Below are 222 nucleotides of genomic sequence, written 5' to 3'. Positions count from 1 at the left end.
TGGACGGCGTCCCAATCTGGTAAAACGATGTTCCAGAGTGACTCACGCCAGGCAAATATGAGGGCAGCGGCAACGATCCACGGAAGAATAGAGACACGAAAAAGCAGTTTCGGACGAAACGTCAAGTCCAAGAGGATTAGATTGGCTAACAAAATTGCTGCCATGCTTTCGTGAAGAAACAACAGGGCTGCCGCCAAGATGTAAGAAGCCGCCACCCAGCCA

At 50.9% G+C, this 222-nt stretch carries 1 protein-coding gene; it reads right to left on the bottom strand.

What is annotated here, in order from left to right; genetic code table 11:
- Positions 1–222: hypothetical protein (locus tag AF337_RS44715; protein ID WP_210168089.1), on the bottom strand; the 222-nt coding region annotated here is incomplete at both ends.

It is taken from the genome of Rhizobium ecuadorense, from assembly GCF_001187535.1.
Lineage (GTDB): Bacteria > Pseudomonadota > Alphaproteobacteria > Rhizobiales > Rhizobiaceae > Rhizobium > Rhizobium ecuadorense.
Note: the sequence above shows the minus strand (reverse complement) of the source record. Positions and strands in the feature narration are given on the sequence as shown.